Source organism: Microbacterium sp. ANT_H45B (assembly GCF_008369345.1).
GTDB lineage: Bacteria > Actinomycetota > Actinomycetes > Actinomycetales > Microbacteriaceae > Microbacterium.
Genome location: NZ_VOBK01000002.1, coordinates 520,056 through 534,004 on the forward strand (window position 1 = coordinate 520,056; position 13,949 = coordinate 534,004).

Sequence of the window (13,949 nt, forward strand, 5' to 3'; positions counted from 1 at the left end):
GCCCGTCGAAGGGTCGCGCGCCTGCTGCACCGTCTTCGCGACGATCCCGTCGCCTGATCAGGAGGTCCCACCATGGCCGGACACCACACCAACGGCATCATCGATCCCCCCATCGACAACCTGCTCGACCGCGTCGACTCGAAGTACGAGCTCGTGATCTACGCCGCCAAGCGCGCGCGCCAGATCAACGACTACTACTCCGACCTCCACGAGGGCAACCTGTTCGACAACGTCGGCCCGCTGGTCGACTCGTCGGTCGAGGACAAGCCGCTCACGATCGCCCTGCACGAGATCAACGAAGACAAGCTGCGCCTCCGTCACGCCGAGTGACGTCCGATGACCGCACCGCCGACCGATGTCGGCGGTGCGGTCCATCATGGGATCACCCCCTCCCGTCTGCCCGATCCGTTCTGGAGCCCCGATGAGCGCGCTGCGTCTGTTCACGTCCGAGTCCGTCACCGAGGGGCACCCCGACAAGATCTGCGACCAGATCTCGGACAGCATCCTCGACGGCCTCCTCGCGAAGGATCCCGGTTCCCGCGTCGCCGTCGAGACCCTCGTCACCACGGGGCTCGTGCACGTCGCCGGCGAGATCCGGACTGAGGCCTACGTCGACATCCCGACGATCGTCCGTCAGGTCGTCAACCGCATCGGCTACACCTCGAGCGACACCGGCTTCGACGGGGATTCGTGCGGTGTGAGCATCTCGGTGGGCGAGCAGTCCACCGACATCGCCCATGGGGTCGACAGTGCGCAGGAGCACCGCGACGGCTCGTCCGTCGATCCGCTCGACGGACTGGGTGCCGGCGACCAGGGCATCATGTTCGGGTTCGCCACCAACGAGACGCCTCAGCTGATGCCGATGGCCGCCTGGACCGCGCACCGCATCGCCGAGCGGCTCGCCGAGGTGCGTCGCTCGGGTGCGCTCGGATTCCTGCGCCCCGACGGCAAGACGCAGGTCACCCTCGGATACGAGGGCTTCACCCCGAAGACCGTCGACGCGGTGGTCCTCTCGACGCAGCATCACCCCGACATCTCGCAGGAAGAGATCAAGGCCCAGGTCCGTGAGCACGTCATCGACCCGATCCTCGCGACGACGGGGCTCGACCTCGACGACGTCACCTACTACATCAACCCCGCCGGCCCGTTCGTGACCGGCGGCCCGAAGGGCGACGCCGGTCTCACCGGACGCAAGATCATCATCGACACCTACGGCGGCGCCGCCCGTCACGGCGGTGGGGCGTTCAGCGGCAAGGATCCGTCGAAGGTCGACCGCTCCGGCGCCTACGCGACGCGGTGGGTCGCCAAGAACGCGGTCGCCGCGGGACTCGCGGACCGGCTCGAGGTGCAGGTGGCCTATGCCATCGGCGTCGCCCGACCCGTGGGCCTGTACGTCGAGACCTTCGGCACCGGAAAGGTGTCGGACGAGGTCATCACCCGTGCGATCGACGAGGTGTTCGACCTCCGACCCCAGGCGATCATCGATCAGCTCGACCTGCTGCGCCCGATCTACGCGCAGACGGCGGCGTACGGTCACTTCGGTCGCGACCTCCCCGACTTCACATGGGAGCGCACCGACCGCGCCGAGGAGCTTCGTCGCGCCGCGGGCCTCTGAGGGACGGCCCGATGGCACCCCCGCGCTCATGACCGAGAGCCGGCGCATCGCGCGCGTGCTCCTGGACTCCCCGCTCCCGCAGCTCGATCGACTGTTCGACTACGCTCTGCCCGCCGCCCTGGGTGAGGTTCCGCTCGGCGTACGGGTGCGTGTGCCGCTGCGCACCGCGGGGCGTGTCGTCGACGGGTACATCGTCGAACTCGACACCGAAGACGACGCCGACCGTCCTCTGTCGGAGGTCGACAGCGTCGTGTCGACGGTGTCGGTACTGCCCGCGCGCCTTTACCGGCTCGCGCGGCGCGCGGCGGACCGCGCGGCGGGTTCCGCCTCCGACGTGCTGCGACTCGTGATCCCCAAGCGCCAGGTGCGCGTCGAGAAGGCCTGGACGGCGGACGCTCCGGCCCCGGTCCCCACAGACGAGCAGAGGGCCGCGGCCGCCCGGGTCGTCGACGAGTACGACGGACTGGCCGAGGTCCTCGACGAGGGCACGCGGGCGGCGGTCGAAGCGGTGCCGGTCTCCCGCGAGGGGGTGCAGGGCTGGGCCGCGCTGCTCGCGGCGGCGGCGGTTCACACTCTCGCGGCGGGCCGATCGAGTGTGCTGGTGGTGCCGGACCACCGCGACCTCGACCGCCTGCTCGCGGCGCTCGAGGTGCTCGCTCCCGCAGAGGCGGTGGTGCGGCACGATTCGCGATTGACGAACCCCGACCGCTACCGGTCCTTCCTGCGCACGCTCGAGGACGCCCCGTGCATCGTGGTGGGCAATCGCTCGGCCGTGTACGCCCCGGTGCAGGCAGGTCTCGTCGCGGTCTGGGACGACGGCGATCCGCTGCTCGGCGAACCGCTCGCCCCGTACATCAACGCCCGCGATGCCGCGCTCCTGCGCCAGGAGCAGGAGGATTCCGCGCTGTTGTACGCCGGTCACACCCGCACGACCGATGTGGAGAGGCTCGTCGCACACGGGTACCTGCACGATGTCCGGGCGACACGGCGGGTGCTCCCGCGCGTGGTGCTCAGCACGCCGCAGGAGATGGACGCACCGACAGCGCAGCGGATGCCGTCGTCGGCGTTCCTCTCCGCGCGCAACGCCGCAGCCGACGGGCCCGTGCTCGTGCAGGTGTCGCGCCCGGGGTTCTCCCCGTCGCTGGTGTGCGCCGACTGCCGTGCACCGGCCCGGTGCGCGCACTGCGGCGGACCGCTGGGAGCCACGCACCGCGGGGCCGTGCCCGTCTGCGCGTGGTGCGGTCGCGGTGCTCGTGCGTGGGCGTGCCCGGCCTGCTCCTCGACGAAGCTGCGCCTGGCATCCTCCGGCAGCGAGCGCACGGCCGACGAATTGGGCAAGGCGTTCCCCGGCATCCGGGTGATCGTGGCCGACAGCGCGCACCCCGTCGAACAGGTCGCCGACAAGCCGTCGCTCGTGGTCGCGACGAGGGGAGCCGAACCGCTGGCCGAGGGCGGATACCGGGCCGTGGTGCTGCTCGACGGGCCGCGGATGCTGCAGGCGCCGGACCTGCGCATCGGTGAGGCGTGTCTGCGGTGGTGGTCGAACGCGGCCGCCCTCGCGGCTCCCGGCGCTCCGATCCACCTGGTGGGCGTCGACGGCGGCATCGCCCGAGCGCTCGCGACCTGGAACCACTCGGGCTTCGCCCGTGCCGAGCTCGCCGAGCGCGCACCGCTGCACATGCCCCCCGCCGCGCGGGTGGCACTGGTCGAAGGGACGGTCGCCGCGGTGGCCCGGGGCCTGGCGTCTCTGCACGATCTCGCTCTGCCGCCCGATGCGGTGCTCGGACCGGTGCCGATCGAATCCGACGACTACCCGCCGCGGGTGCGCGCCCTGGTCCGCTTCGACTACGGCGCAGGACAGCGGGTGGCCTCGACCCTCCGCGCAGCCGTGGTCGCCGAAGCTGTCAGTGCGCGCCGGGGCAAGGGCAAGTCCACTCGGAGCGCGCTCTCGGTTCGCCTCGATATCCTCGACCCAGAGCTCTGAACGCGACACCGCCTCGAACTCACCCGATCTCCACCTGGATCCCTCCGGAGCACCTTCATGCGACTCGTCTTCGCCGGCACACCGTCGGCCGCCGTCCCCACCCTCCGCCGCCTCGCCGGCGAGCACGACATCGCGGCCGTGGTGACGCGGCCCGACGCGCCGTTGGGGCGCAGGCGCGTGCTCACTCCGTCGCCCGTCGCGCAGGCCGCGGCCGAGCTCGGTCTTCCGGTGATCGCGGCTGCCAGGCTCGACGACGCCGTCACGGCGGCGATCGCCGAGCTCGACGCCGAACTCGGGGTCATCGTCGCCTACGGCGGGCTCGTGCGCGAGCCGCTGCTGTCGACGCCGGCGAAGGGGTGGATCAACCTGCACTTCTCACTGCTGCCGAGCTGGCGGGGCGCCGCACCGGTGCAGCGTGCGCTGATCGCGGGGGATCCTGAGCTCGGCGCCAGCGTGTTCCAGCTCGTTCCTGCACTCGACGCCGGCGACGTCTTCGCCGCACGCGTCGTCGACGTCGATGAGGAGGCGACCGCGGACGCCGCCCTCGAGGCGCTGTCGATCGACGGTGCGGCGCTCACCGCCGAGGTGGTCGCGGCGATCGCCGACGGCTCGGCCGTCGCCGTTCCTCAACAGGGGGAGCCGACTCTCGCCCCGAAGCTCACTCTCGACGACGGCCTGATCGACTGGGCCCAGCCGCTGTCGCGGGTGTTCGCCCGCTTCCGCGGCGTGACCCCCGAACCGGGCGCGCACACCACGGTCGACGGCCTGCGGCTGAAGATCCTCGAGGCCGCTCCCTCCGTGGGGGCCGATGCGCTCGAGCCCAGACAGATCGCCGCGACGAAGTCCGCGCTGCTGATCGGCACCGCCTCGGAGCCGCTCGCGGTCACGCGGGTGCAGCCTGCGGGCAAGGGAGCGATGCACGCTGTCGACTGGTGGCGCGGACAGCGCGGCACCGAGGATCTGCGGGTGGGCGCATGAGCGGCCAGCGGGACGACCGCTCCCGACGCGATGCGAGGTCCGACGCCGACGGCCCCCGCGGCGGCCGCGGTGGCTCCGGCCGCTCCGGGTCCGGTCGGGGCGACGACGCACGCGGCGGTTCGGCGCGGAACAGCTCGACACGGAACGGCTCGTCTCGGGGTGGCTCGGCTCGGGGCAGCTCGGCAACGCCTCAGCGGACGGTCCAGCCCGCGCGTCGCGTCGCCTACGACGTGCTGCGGGCCGTGTCCGAGTCCGATGCCTACGCCAACCTGGTCCTGCCGCCGACGATCGCCGACGCCGGTCTCACGCCTCAGGACGCCGCACTGGCCACGGAACTCGCGTACGGCACGCTGCGTCGACGCGGCACCTACGACGCGATCATCTCGGCGGCCGCGGATCGTCCCGCGGAGGAGATCGACCCTGCCGTGCTCGACGCGCTGCGACTCGCGACTCATCAGCTGCTCGCCACCAGGGTCGCGTCGCACGCCGCGGTGAACGAGTCCGTGAACCTGGTCGCCGCGCACCAGGGCCGTGGCGCATCCAGCTTCGCCAATGCGGTGCTCCGACGCATCTCGCGTGAGACACCGGGGGAGTGGGAGCAGCGGATCGAGGCGTCCGCCCGGTCGGACGACGAGAGGCTCGCACTCCGCACCGCGCATCCGGTCTGGGTCATCCGAGCACTCCGTCGGGCTCTCGCCGCGGAGGGACGGGTCGACGAGCTCGACGAGCTCCTCGACGCCGACAACGCCTCGCCGGAGGTCACGCTGGTCGCGCTTCCCGGACTCGCCGAGCCGGGCGAACCCCGGCGCCCGTACGCCCCGACGGCCTATGCATCGGCAGGTGGCGACCCGCACCGGGTGATCGCCGCATCCGGGGGCACCGTGCGCGTGCAGGATGAGGGCTCCCAGCTCGTCGCGCTGGCGCTGGCCGGTGCCGCACCGATCGCCCCCGGCGAGCGGTGGCTCGACCTCTGCGCGGGTCCCGGCGGCAAGACCGCGCTGCTGGCCGCGATCGCTCGGCAGCACGACGTGCGGCTCGAGGCCAACGAGGTCGTGCCCACCAGGGCGCGTCTCGTCCGCAACGCTCTGCGCGCCGTGCCCGGCGAGGTGACCGTGCACGAGGAGGACGGCCGCGCGTTCGGGGCCACGCACCCGGGCGCCTTCGATCGCATCCTCGTGGATGCCCCGTGCACCGGGCTCGGCGCACTCCGACGCCGGCCCGAAGCCCGCTGGCGCAAGTCGCCGGCCGATGTCGCCGATCTCGTGCCGCTGCAGGTCGAGCTGCTCCGCTCCGCCCTCGACGCCGTCGCTCCCGGGGGGATCGTCGCCTACGTCACGTGCTCGCCCCACCTCGCCGAGACGACCGGCGTGGTGCAGGAGGTGCTTCGCGGGCGCAGCGACGTCACCGAACTCGACGCCCGCGCCGTGGTCGCCGATGTCGCGGACGCGCCGATCGACCTCGCCGACGACGGGTCCGGCCGCGTGCAGCTCTGGCCGCACCGTCACGGCACCGATGCGATGTTCCTGGCGCTGCTGCGCCGCGACACGGCCGCACCCCGAGACATCCCGCCCGCCGACGAAGGAGACTAGAGACGTGGACCTGCCCCGCGCCCCGCGCATCAACCCCAGCATCCTGGCCGCCGACTTCGTCAACATGCAGCGTGACCTCGCCAGAATCGCGTCGGCGGACTTCGCGCACGTCGACGTGATGGACAACCACTTCGTGCCCAACCTCACGTTCGGCCCGCAGATGGTGGAGCGGATCCAGGCGACCAGCCCGATCCCGCTCGACGTGCACCTCATGATCACTGATCCGGAGCGCTGGGCCCCCGCCTACGCCGAGCTGGGGGCCGCGAGTGTGACCTTCCATCTCGAGGCCGCCGCAGACCCGACCTCGCTCGCCAGGAGGCTGCGCGACATCGGAGCCCGCGCGGGCGTCGCCATCAAGCCCGACACGCCCGCGGAGGGGTTGTACAGCGTCCTCGAGGAGTTCGACCAGATCCTCGTGATGACCGTGGAGCCGGGTTTCGGCGGCCAGGGATTCATGTCCGAGACCATGCCGAAGCTGCGCGCCCTCGCGGAGGAGGCGAAGCGACGGGGCTCGACCGTCTGGCTGCAGGTCGACGGAGGGATCTCCGACGCGACGATCGAGGAGGCCGCTGCCGCCGGTGCCGACACCTTCGTCGCCGGGTCCGCGGTCTACGGCGCGGATGACGTCGAGGCGGCCGTCACCCGGCTCAGGGACCGCGCCAGAGCCGCTAGCCTGGAATCGTGAAGACTTTCGACGAGCTGTTCGCCGAGCTCAGCGTCAAGGCGGAGACCCGACCCGAGGGATCGGGCACGGTCGCGGAGCTCGACGGCGGCGTGCACACGATCGGCAAGAAGATCGTCGAGGAGGCCGCCGAGGTCTGGATGGCCTCCGAGTACGAGTCCGACGACGCCGCCGCCGAAGAGATCTCCCAGCTGCTCTACCACGTGCAGGTGATGATGATCGCGAAGGGGCTCAGCCTGCAGGACGTCTACCGACATCTGTGAAGCGCTCCGCCCCATTCGCTTCGATCTGAAGGCATCTCATGCTGCGCATTGCTGTTCCCAACAAGGGCTCTCTCTCCGAGACCGCCGCCGACATGCTCGCGGAGGCCGGCTACACCGGTCGCCGTGACCCCAAGACCCTCCACGTCGTCGACGGCGACAACGACGTCGAGTTCTTCTACCTGCGTCCCAAGGACATCGCGACCTACGTCGGGTCGGGGGCGATCGATGTCGGCATCACCGGCCGTGACCTTCTTCTCGATGCCCGCATGCCGGGTGCCAGGGAGATCGAGGCGCTCGGATTTGCCGGCTCCACCTTCCGCTTCGCGGCGCCGTCTGGCCGCTACAGCGACGTCTCCGAACTCGACGGGCTGCGCATCGCCACGTCGTACCCCGGGCTGGTCGACGCGTTCCTCGACGAGCGGGGCATCGCCGTCGATCTCGTGCCCCTCGACGGCGCCGTCGAATCGGCGGTGCGCCTCGGCGTCGCCGACGCCGTCGCGGACGTCGTCGAGACCGGGACGACGCTCCGGCAGGCCGGCCTCGACGTGTTCGGCCCCGTGATCCTGCAGTCGGAGGCCGTGCTGATCGCCGGTCCGCACGATGCCGAGGGGTCCGAGACGCTGCTGCGTCGCCTGCGCGGGGTGATGGTCGCCCGCCGGTTCGTGATGATCGACTACGACCTGCCCCTCGCTCTGCTCGATGCCGCCGTCGAGATCGCCGAGGGCATCGAGTCGCCCACGGTCTCGCCGCTGCGCGACCCGGAATGGGTTGCCGTGCGCGTGATGGTGGCGCGTTCGCGGGTCAATCCCGTGATGGACGCTCTCTACGCCCTGGGCGCCCGAGCGATCCTGGTCACGGCGATCCACAACGCGAGGCTCTGATGGCGCTCGCGAGTCGCGTTATCCCGTGTCTGGATGTCGCCGAGGGCCGCGTGGTCAAGGGCGTGAACTTCGAGAACCTGCGCGACATGGGAGATCCCGTCGAGCTCGCCCGCCACTATGCGGCGCAGGGCGCAGACGAGATCACCTTCCTCGATGTCACCGCCACGGTCGATGCCCGTGCGACCACGTACGACGTGGTGCAGCGCACGGCGGAGCAGGTGTTCGTGCCGCTGACGGTCGGTGGCGGGGTGCGCAGCGTCGATGACGTGTCACGGCTGCTCGCCGTCGGAGCCGACAAGGTGGGCGTGAACTCGGCGGCGATCGCGCGCCCCGAGCTGATCGGCGAGATCGCCGACCGCTTCGGCGCTCAGGTTCTCGTGCTCTCTCTCGATGTCAAGCGCGCCGACACGACTCCCTCCGGCTTCGTGGTCACCACGCACGGCGGCCGCACCCGGACGACTCTCGATGCGATCGAGTGGGCGCGCGAGGCCGCCGAGCGCGGGGCGGGCGAACTGCTCGTCAACTCGATAGACGCCGACGGCACCCGCGACGGCTTCGACCTGGAGCTCGTGACGGTGATGCGCGAAGCGGCATCCGTGCCCATCATCGCGTCGGGCGGCGCCGGCGCCGTGTCCGATTTCGCGCCTGCCATCAAGGCAGGTGCCGATGCGGTTCTCGCGGCGAGCGTGTTCCACACGGGGGCGCTCACCGTCGGCGATGTCAAGGCCGCGCTGCGCGCGGAGGGGGTGCTGGTCCGATGAGCGACGTCGAGCAGCGGATCGCGCAGGTCGCCTTCAACGGCGATGGGCTCGCTCCCGTGATCGTGCAGCAGTGGGACACCGCCGAGGTGCTCATGCTGGCGTGGGTCGACGCCGAGGCGCTGCGCAGGACCCTCACGACGGGACGCGCCGTCTACTGGTCCCGTTCCCGCCAGGAGTACTGGCGCAAGGGCGACACCTCCGGGCACATCCAGATCGTGCACGAGGCGCGCCTGGACTGCGACGGCGACGCGATCCTGCTGCGCGTCGACCAGTCGGGCCCCGCGTGCCACACCGGGACGCGCACCTGCTTCGACTCCACAGACCTCCAGGCCGTCGACGGGGGCGCATCCGCATGACCCTCGCGACACGCGGCCGTTCGATCGCGGTATCCGGCTTCCTCCTGTCGGGGGCTGTGGGGATCATCTCGTCGACCCAGACCTGGCTGACCGTAGAGCGGGCGGATGCCGCGGAGGCGATCCTCGTCCCCGGTGCGGCGGCCCTCCCGCTGCTCGCGCCCCTGAGCCTCGCCGTGCTCGCACTCGGCATCGCGCTCTCGATCGTCGGCCCCGTCGTCCGTCTCGTGTTCGGCGTGCTCTCCACCGCGGCGGCCCTGTTCCTCGGCTGGACCACCCTGCAGCTGCTGGTGTCGGAACCGCTGGCCGCAGTCGGCGGCACGGTGACCGAGACGACAGGGCTCGCCGGCAGCGCGGCGATCGCCGATCTGGTCGCGGGGATCGAACTCTCGTCGTGGCCGGTGGTGACGCTGATCGGCTGGGTCGTACTGCTCGCGGCGTCGCTGCTGGTGCTCGTGACCTGGCGTCGCTGGAAGTCCGGCGGACGCCGGTACCGCACCGATGCCGCGCACGTCGAGTCGGCATCGGGTCCCGTCGACGCGATCGACTCGTGGGACGACCTGTCCCGCGGAACCGACCCCACGCGCTGACCCCGATAGACTGAACGAGATCCTGCACGTCGTCCCCCGGAGGAGACCATGACCAACCCGATCGCTGACCCCGGCCACGGACACTCGCCCGCCGCATGGACAGGCGTGATCATCATGCTCGCCGGCTTCACGATCGGCACCCTGGCGTTCTGCCTCGCCGTGTTCAGCCCCGTGTGGATCCCGATCATCTGGGTCGGCGCCGCGATCGTCCCGCTCGGCGCGCTGGCAGGATGGCTCGTCGCCCGCGCCGGATACGGCGTGAAGGGCCCCAAGTACTCGCCGAAGGCGCACTAATGGTGCTCGCCGACCTCACGGCCGGCGCAGTCGCAGACGCGGAGCGTCGAGCCCTCACCCGGCCGATGTCCGAGGTGGAGCGCGACGCTCTCGCGCGCCCTGCCGCCAAGGATGCGCTCGCCTTCCTCGCCCCGGCCGACCGCGTCAAGATCATCGCCGAGGTCAAGCGCGCGAGCCCGTCGCGCGGCGCCCTGGCCGAGATCCCCGACCCCGCGCTGCAGGCTTCGCTCTACGAGACCGGCGGCGCCTCGGCGATCAGCGTCCTCACCGAGGAACGCCGCTTCGGCGGCAGTCTCGCCGATCTCGAGGCCGTCACCGCCCGCGTGACGCTGCCGGTGCTCCGCAAGGACTTCATCGCGAACCGCTACCAGGTCCTCGAGGCCCGCGCGGCCGGTGCCGACCTGGTGCTGCTCATCGTCGCCGGCCTCGAACCGCAGGTGCTGCACGACCTGTTCGGCTTCATCACCGAACTCGGCATGACGCCGCTCGTCGAGACCCACTCGGCCGATGAGCTCGAAGCGGCCATCGACCTCGGCGCTCCGCTGATCGGTGTCAACGCCCGCGATCTCACCACTCTCGAACTCGACCGCGACCTCTTCGGCCGCCTCGTCGAGCGCATCCCGGACTCCGCGATCAAGATCGCCGAGTCCGCGGTGCTCACCCCCGCAGACGTCACGCACTACCGCTCCGCGGGTGCCGATGTCGTCCTGATCGGAGAAGCCCTCGTCACGGGCGACCCGGTCGCCACCCTCACGAGCTTCCTGGAGGCGTGATGCATCCCACCGAGCGAGCAACGACGGCCGGAGGCAGTCTGCGCGACCAGCACGGACCTCTCTTCGGCGAGTACGGCGGGCGCTACATGCCGGAGTCGCTGATCGCCGCGATCGACGAGCTCTCGGCGGCGTACGCCGAGGCGATCGTCGACCCGGCGTTCCGCGACGAGCTGGCCTCGCTGCTGAGCTCCTACGCCGGACGCCCGTCACCGCTGACCGAGGTCGCGCGGTTCGCGGAGCACGCGGGCGGCGCCCGTGTCTTCCTCAAGCGCGAGGACCTCAATCACACCGGATCGCACAAGATCAACAACGTGCTCGGACAGGCGCTGCTGACCAAGCGGCTCGGCAAGACCCGCGTGATCGCCGAGACCGGCGCCGGTCAGCACGGTGTCGCGACGGCGACGGCCGCGGCGCTGTTCGGCCTGGAGTGCACGATTTACATGGGCGAGGTCGACACCGAGCGTCAGGCACTCAACGTCGCCCGCATGCGTCTGCTCGGCGCAGAGGTCGTGCCCGTCACCTCGGGGTCGCGCACACTCAAGGATGCGATCAACGACGCCTACCGCGACTGGGTCGCGTCGGTCGAGACCACCAACTACATCTTCGGCACCGCGGCCGGGCCCCATCCGTTCCCCGCGATGGTGCGCGACTTCCAGAAGATCATCGGCGAAGAGGCCCGTCAGCAGCTGCTCGACGAGACCGGCCGACTGCCCGACGCCGTGATCGCCTGCGTCGGCGGCGGCTCGAACGCGATCGGCATGTTCGATGCGTTCCTCGACGACGAGGGCGTGAAGCTCTACGGCGTCGAAGCAGCAGGCGACGGCGTCGACACGCCACGCCACGCGGCATCGATCGAACGAGGACGTCCGGGAATCCTGCACGGCGCGAAGACCTACGTGCTGCAGGACGACGACGGGCAGACGACCGAGTCGCACTCGATCTCGGCCGGTCTCGACTACCCGGGTGTCGGCCCCGAGCACTCCTGGCTCGCCGACATCGGCCGCGCGGAGTACATCCCCGCCACCGACGACGAGGCGATGCAGGCCCTGCGCCTGCTCAGCCGCACCGAGGGCATCATCCCGGCGATCGAGTCCGCGCACGCCCTCGCCGGCGCTCTGCGCCTCGGTCGTGAGATGGGTCCGGACGCGGTGCTGGCGATCTGCCTCTCGGGCCGCGGCGACAAGGACATGGACACGGCGGCCCGGTACTTCGACCTGTACGACGCCGAGGCTCTCGCGCACGACGTCTCCGAAGAGAGCGCCGCCGAGCAGGCCGCCTCGAAGGGGGAGCCGGAGCTGTGAGTCGCGTCGAACAGGCGATCGCCGCCGCACACCGGGCAGGCCGGAGCGCCTTCGTCGGCTACCTGCCGGTCGGGTACCCCGACCTCGAGACGAGCATCCAGGCGGCCATCGCGCTCGCGGAGAACGGTGTCGACATCATCGAACTCGGGCCGCCCTACAGCGACCCCGTGATGGACGGCGCGGTCATCCAGGAGGCGACCACCGCCGCACTCGCCAACGGGTTCAAGATGAAGGACCTGTTCACCGCCGTACGGGCGATCACCGAGGCCACCGACGTGCCCGTGCTCGTGATGACGTACTGGAACCCCGTCTTCCAGTACGGCGTCGACCGGTACGCCGACGATCTGCTCGCCGCCGGCGGTGCTGGTCTCATCACTCCCGACATCACGCCGGACGTCGCGGGGGAGTGGATCGCCGCCAGCGAGCGCACCGGACTCGACCGCGTGTTCCTCGCGGCCCCCACCTCCACAGACGAGCGCCTCGGCCTCGTCGTGAAGTCGTCCACCGGGTTCGTGTACACCGTGTCGACCATGGGGATCACGGGTGAGCGCACCGAGCTCGACCGTGCGGCGCGCAACCTCGTCGCCCGCCTGCGCGAGCACGGCAATCTGCGCGCCTGCGTCGGCATCGGCATCTCGACCGCCGAGCAGATCGCCGGTGTCTCCGAGTACGCCGACGGCGCGATCGTCGGCACCGCGCTCGTCCGCGCACTGCGCGACGGCGGCATCCCCGCTCTCGCCGAAGTCACCCGAAACCTGGCCTCCGGCACGTCGTCGGCACGCCCCGTACACGAGAACTAGAATCGCAATCATGTCCCTCGCGCTCCACAGCACCTTCACCGGCGTGCTCGCCAGCATCCCGAGCCCTCCCGTCTCGTACATCGACCTCGGCCCGCTCCGGATCCACTTCTACGCGCTCTGCATCATCGCCGGCATCATCGCCGCCGTGCTGCTCACCAACCACCGCCTGACCCGGCGTGGCGCCGAGCCGTGGGTCGTCATCGACATCTCGATCCTCGCCGTGCCGATCGCCATCATCGGCGCTCGCATCTTCCACGTGCTCACCCACCCGAACTTCTACTTCGGCGAGGGCAAGAACACCTGGAACCCGTTCGAACCCGGTTCGGTCTGGGCCATCTGGGAGGGCGGCATCGCCATCTTCGGTGCGCTCATCGGCGGCGCCGTGGGGGCGTACCTCGGATGCCGGTGGACCGGCATCCGCTTCTGGACCTTCGCCGACGCGCTCGCGCCCGGCCTGCTGCTCGCCCAGGCGATGGGCCGCTTCGGCAACTGGTTCAACAAGGAGCTCTACGGTCTGCCGACCGATCTGCCGTGGGGCCTCGAGATCCCCTCCGACAACTCCGCATTCCCTCCCGGCCTCCCCGAGGGCACACTGTTCCACCCGACGTTCCTGTATGAGGTCCTCTGGAACGGCCTCGGCGTGATCGTGCTGCTGTGGCTGAGCCGCAAGGCCACCTCGCTGCAGTGGGGTCGCCTGTTCGCGATCTACCTCATCTGGTACAGCGCCGGCCGCGTCGTCTGGGAGTCGATCCGCATCGATCCGAGCGAGATCATCCTCGGCCTTCGCAGCAACGTCTGGGCAGCGATCCTCGGCATCGTCGTCGGCCTCGCCATCCTCGTCGTCCAGTCGCTCCGTCACCCCGGTCTCGAGCCGTCCGCGTACCAGCCCGGCCGCGGACGGAAGGATCTGGACGCTGATGTAGAATCACAGAACAATCCCTCCGATTTCGTGGACGTGAGTGAGCCTCCGTCCGAAGAAGTCGCCGCAGGAGCCAGCGCCACAAGCACCGCTCCCACGGACACGGAAGGCACGCGGTAGCCGACCGGTCCGTGCGGACCCCATCACATCCACCCGGCCAATGACG

Annotated in this window: 16 protein-coding genes; all 16 read left to right on the forward strand. The window is 70.7% G+C overall.

From position 1 onward, the window contains the following. Positions 1 to 72 precede the first annotated feature (72 nt). The gene (gene rpoZ / locus FQ142_RS08945; RefSeq protein ID WP_042536631.1) at positions 73 to 330 is read left to right on the forward strand and encodes a DNA-directed RNA polymerase subunit omega; all 258 of its coding nucleotides are present in this window, start codon (positions 73 to 75) and stop codon (positions 328 to 330) included. A 91-nt stretch (positions 331 to 421) separates the two neighbouring features. Continuing rightward, positions 422 to 1,615 (forward strand): methionine adenosyltransferase, encoded by a 1,194-nt coding sequence (gene metK, locus FQ142_RS08950; RefSeq protein ID WP_149423028.1) that lies wholly within the window; start codon positions 422 to 424, stop codon positions 1,613 to 1,615. A 28-nt stretch (positions 1,616 to 1,643) separates the two neighbouring features. Then, the gene (locus FQ142_RS08955) at positions 1,644 to 3,599 is read left to right on the forward strand and encodes a primosomal protein N' (RefSeq protein ID WP_149423029.1); all 1,956 of its coding nucleotides are present in this window, start codon (positions 1,644 to 1,646) and stop codon (positions 3,597 to 3,599) included. A 57-nt stretch (positions 3,600 to 3,656) separates the two neighbouring features. Then, positions 3,657 to 4,577: a methionyl-tRNA formyltransferase gene (locus FQ142_RS08960; protein ID WP_149423030.1), complete on the forward strand. Its 921-nt coding sequence runs from the start codon at positions 3,657 to 3,659 to the stop codon at positions 4,575 to 4,577. Continuing rightward, on the forward strand, positions 4,574 to 6,166 hold the full coding sequence (locus tag FQ142_RS08965; RefSeq protein WP_149423031.1) for an RsmB/NOP family class I SAM-dependent RNA methyltransferase: 1,593 nt from the start codon (positions 4,574 to 4,576) through the stop codon (positions 6,164 to 6,166). The genes FQ142_RS08960 and FQ142_RS08965 overlap by 4 nt, the downstream gene beginning before the upstream one ends. Before the next feature lie 4 nt (positions 6,167 to 6,170). Continuing rightward, positions 6,171 to 6,851 (forward strand): ribulose-phosphate 3-epimerase, encoded by a 681-nt coding sequence (rpe, locus tag FQ142_RS08970; protein WP_149423032.1) that lies wholly within the window; start codon positions 6,171 to 6,173, stop codon positions 6,849 to 6,851. Continuing rightward, positions 6,848 to 7,111 carry a phosphoribosyl-ATP diphosphatase gene (locus tag FQ142_RS08975; protein WP_056417561.1) on the forward strand — a complete coding sequence of 88 codons (264 nt, stop codon included), beginning with the start codon at positions 6,848 to 6,850 and terminating at the stop codon, positions 7,109 to 7,111. Before rpe ends, FQ142_RS08975 begins: the two co-directional genes overlap by 4 nt. A gap of 38 nt (positions 7,112 to 7,149) precedes the next feature. Then, the gene (gene hisG, locus FQ142_RS08980) at positions 7,150 to 7,992 is read left to right on the forward strand and encodes an ATP phosphoribosyltransferase (RefSeq protein ID WP_149423033.1); all 843 of its coding nucleotides are present in this window, start codon (positions 7,150 to 7,152) and stop codon (positions 7,990 to 7,992) included. Then, complete coding sequence (hisF, locus tag FQ142_RS08985) at positions 7,992 to 8,753, forward strand: imidazole glycerol phosphate synthase subunit HisF (RefSeq protein WP_149423034.1); 762 nt, start codon at positions 7,992 to 7,994, stop codon at positions 8,751 to 8,753. The genes hisG and hisF overlap by 1 nt, the downstream gene beginning before the upstream one ends. Continuing rightward, positions 8,750 to 9,109 (forward strand): phosphoribosyl-AMP cyclohydrolase, encoded by a 360-nt coding sequence (gene hisI, locus FQ142_RS08990; RefSeq protein ID WP_056417551.1) that lies wholly within the window; start codon positions 8,750 to 8,752, stop codon positions 9,107 to 9,109. The genes hisF and hisI overlap by 4 nt, the downstream gene beginning before the upstream one ends. After that, entirely contained in the window at positions 9,106 to 9,696 is a 591-nt protein-coding gene (locus FQ142_RS08995; RefSeq protein WP_149423035.1) for a Trp biosynthesis-associated membrane protein, read from the forward strand. The genes hisI and FQ142_RS08995 overlap by 4 nt, the downstream gene beginning before the upstream one ends. 48 nt (positions 9,697 to 9,744) lie before the next feature. After that, positions 9,745 to 9,990, forward strand: coding sequence for an HGxxPAAW family protein (locus tag FQ142_RS09000; protein WP_056417546.1), 246 nt, complete (start codon positions 9,745 to 9,747; stop codon positions 9,988 to 9,990). Positions 9,991 to 9,992: 2 nt separating this feature from the next. After that, positions 9,993 to 10,763 carry an indole-3-glycerol phosphate synthase TrpC gene (gene trpC / locus FQ142_RS09005; protein WP_188042386.1) on the forward strand — a complete coding sequence of 257 codons (771 nt, stop codon included), beginning with the start codon at positions 9,993 to 9,995 and terminating at the stop codon, positions 10,761 to 10,763. Next, the gene (gene trpB, locus FQ142_RS09010; protein WP_149423037.1) at positions 10,763 to 12,064 is read left to right on the forward strand and encodes a tryptophan synthase subunit beta; all 1,302 of its coding nucleotides are present in this window, start codon (positions 10,763 to 10,765) and stop codon (positions 12,062 to 12,064) included. Before trpC ends, trpB begins: the two co-directional genes overlap by 1 nt. Continuing rightward, complete coding sequence (trpA, locus tag FQ142_RS09015; RefSeq protein WP_149423038.1) at positions 12,061 to 12,864, forward strand: tryptophan synthase subunit alpha; 804 nt, start codon at positions 12,061 to 12,063, stop codon at positions 12,862 to 12,864. Before trpB ends, trpA begins: the two co-directional genes overlap by 4 nt. A 10-nt stretch (positions 12,865 to 12,874) precedes the next feature. After that, positions 12,875 to 13,903, forward strand: a complete 1,029-nt coding sequence (gene lgt / locus FQ142_RS09020) for a prolipoprotein diacylglyceryl transferase (protein ID WP_056417536.1) — start codon at positions 12,875 to 12,877, stop codon at positions 13,901 to 13,903. The last annotated feature ends 46 nt before the right edge of the window (positions 13,904 to 13,949 follow it).

Bases quoted from the DNA above. Each gene is read 5' to 3' on its own strand.
- lgt (WP_056417536.1), top strand. From the start codon at position 12,875: ATGTCCCTCGCGCTCCACAGCACCTTCACCGGCGTGCTCGCCAGCATC.
- FQ142_RS08995 (WP_149423035.1), top strand. From the start codon at position 9,106: ATGACCCTCGCGACACGCGGCCGTTCGATCGCGGTATCCGGCTTCCTC.
- FQ142_RS08965 (WP_149423031.1), top strand. From the start codon at position 4,574: ATGAGCGGCCAGCGGGACGACCGCTCCCGACGCGATGCGAGGTCCGAC.
- trpB (WP_149423037.1), top strand. From the start codon at position 10,763: ATGCATCCCACCGAGCGAGCAACGACGGCCGGAGGCAGTCTGCGCGAC.
- hisG (WP_149423033.1), top strand. From the start codon at position 7,150: ATGCTGCGCATTGCTGTTCCCAACAAGGGCTCTCTCTCCGAGACCGCC.
- metK (WP_149423028.1), top strand. From the start codon at position 422: ATGAGCGCGCTGCGTCTGTTCACGTCCGAGTCCGTCACCGAGGGGCAC.
- rpoZ (WP_042536631.1), top strand. From the start codon at position 73: ATGGCCGGACACCACACCAACGGCATCATCGATCCCCCCATCGACAAC.
- FQ142_RS09000 (WP_056417546.1), top strand. From the start codon at position 9,745: ATGACCAACCCGATCGCTGACCCCGGCCACGGACACTCGCCCGCCGCA.
- hisF (WP_149423034.1), top strand. From the start codon at position 7,992: ATGGCGCTCGCGAGTCGCGTTATCCCGTGTCTGGATGTCGCCGAGGGC.
- FQ142_RS08955 (WP_149423029.1), top strand. From the start codon at position 1,644: ATGACCGAGAGCCGGCGCATCGCGCGCGTGCTCCTGGACTCCCCGCTC.
- FQ142_RS08960 (WP_149423030.1), top strand. From the start codon at position 3,657: ATGCGACTCGTCTTCGCCGGCACACCGTCGGCCGCCGTCCCCACCCTC.
- hisI (WP_056417551.1), top strand. From the start codon at position 8,750: ATGAGCGACGTCGAGCAGCGGATCGCGCAGGTCGCCTTCAACGGCGAT.